The 1,713-nt window shown below is 70.6% G+C and carries 2 protein-coding genes; one reads left to right on the plus strand and one right to left on the minus strand.

Annotated features, from left to right (window positions below):
• Nucleotides 1-500, minus strand: a 500-nt coding sequence (locus tag VFF46_RS12065; protein ID WP_325037181.1) for a maleylpyruvate isomerase family mycothiol-dependent enzyme, incomplete at its 3' end; no start/stop codon positions are given.
• A 167-nt stretch (nt 501-667) separates the two neighbouring features.
• Between VFF46_RS12065 and VFF46_RS12070 the strand changes: the two genes are divergently transcribed.
• A partial coding sequence (locus VFF46_RS12070; RefSeq protein WP_325037182.1) for a hypothetical protein occupies nt 668-1,713 on the plus strand: 1,046 nt, incomplete at its 3' end.

The following is a 1,713-nucleotide window of genomic DNA, read 5'->3' on the forward strand; positions in this document are numbered from 1 at the left end:
ACGTTGCCGCGGTCGGTGCGGATGTCCTCGCAGAGCCTGGTGAGGAAGTCGTCCGGGAGGTCGGCGAACGTGACGCCGGTGTCGAGGTCGACCGCGTGGATCAGCACCTCGCAGGACCGCATCCACGGGATCTGGGTGGCCGGGATCGGTACGCCGCGGGAGGACAGCACCCGCGCCTGCCACTGCACGTCGGTCAGCTCCGCCATCGCGGCCGACAGCGCGGCCGACGCCTCGGTGAACCAGGTCCGCAGCTCGTCGGCCGGTCGCGACGACGCGGCCTCGATGTCGGCGTTCCGCGCCTCCGCGGACGGGTACATCCGGCGTTCCTCACCGGTACGTGCCCAGTGCACGAGGTTGCCCAGCGCCTCCGCGTTCAGTGCGAGATGCGCGGCCACGTGGCGGCGCGACCACCCCGGCAGCAGCGACGGTGCCTCCAGGTCGGCCAGTGCGCGGCGGCACAGCGCAGTACCCTCGTCGATCCAGTCCAGAACCCGGTCCATATGTGGAACGTAACCCACGACGGCGCGGGTTTGTGCAGTGGCGGGGTGTTGTGGCGAGGGCGATCCAGTCCAGAACCCCGTCCATCCGTGGAACGTAACCCACGACGGCGCGGGTTCTTGCAGCGGTGGGGTGTTCTGGCGAGACTGGCCCGCATGGGGACCCGCGCATGGTGACGACGATCGGAGTAGTAGGACCGTCGGACCTGGTCACCTCCAGCAGCCGGATCGTGAAAGGGCTGCGCGGCGTCGAGGTCGTCCCGTTGCGGTACCGCCGGGAGACCGACACCCCGAAGGTGATGGCCGAGGCGCCGGGCAGCGTCGACGCGTGGCTGTTCACCGGTGTCGTCCCGTACCAGATCGCCGCCGCGCAGGACCTGCTCGACCGGCCGGCCGCGCACGTCGAGTACACCGGCGCCACGCTGATGCGGACGCTCGTCCAGTTGCTCCGCGAGGGTCACGACGTGACGTCGTTGAGTATCGACGTACTCGACGAGGCCGACGTCCGGGAGACGTTCGACGAGGTCGGCCTGCCGATGCGCGGTGTCAAGGTGCTGCCGTACCGGCCCGGGCTGAGCCTCGACGACATCGTCGCGTTCCACCGCCAGGCCCGCGCGAAGGTCGCAATCACGTGTCTGCGGTCGGCGTACGAGAAACTCCGGACCGAGCAGACCACGGTCCGGCTCGCGCCGTCGGTGCATTCCGTACGGTCCGCGGTGAACAGCCTGTTGCTCGTCCATGACGCATTGCGCAGTGACGACGCGCAGATCGCGCTCGGCCTGGTCGAGATCGCGTCGGACGCGGAGAGCGCACTGCGCCGCGAGGCCGGATCGCTCGGCGGCAGTGTCATCCGGTACGACGACAAGCGCTGGCTGGTGATCGCGACCCGCGGACCGCTCGAGCAGGCGACCGCGGCGTTCACCGAGCTGAGCATGCTCACCCGGCTGAAGGAGCAGTTCGGGCCGGTGCGGATCGGGTTCGGCATCGGCGGCTCCGGCACCGAGACCGAGGTCCTCGCCCGCCGCGCCCTCGGCCGCGCGAAGACCGCCGGCCGGACGGCGGCCGTGGTGTCGCTGCGCAACGACATCGACCTGGTCCTGGTCGGCGGCGCCGCGCCCCGCGCACAGCAACGTTCGAAGCTGCAGCTGCTAGCCCAGCGCGCCGGTCTCTCGAAGGCGACCCTCGAACGCCTCCAGGAACTCGTCCGCGCCACGCC

This window comes from Kribbella sp., from assembly GCF_035655035.1.
GTDB lineage: Bacteria > Actinomycetota > Actinomycetes > Propionibacteriales > Kribbellaceae > Kribbella.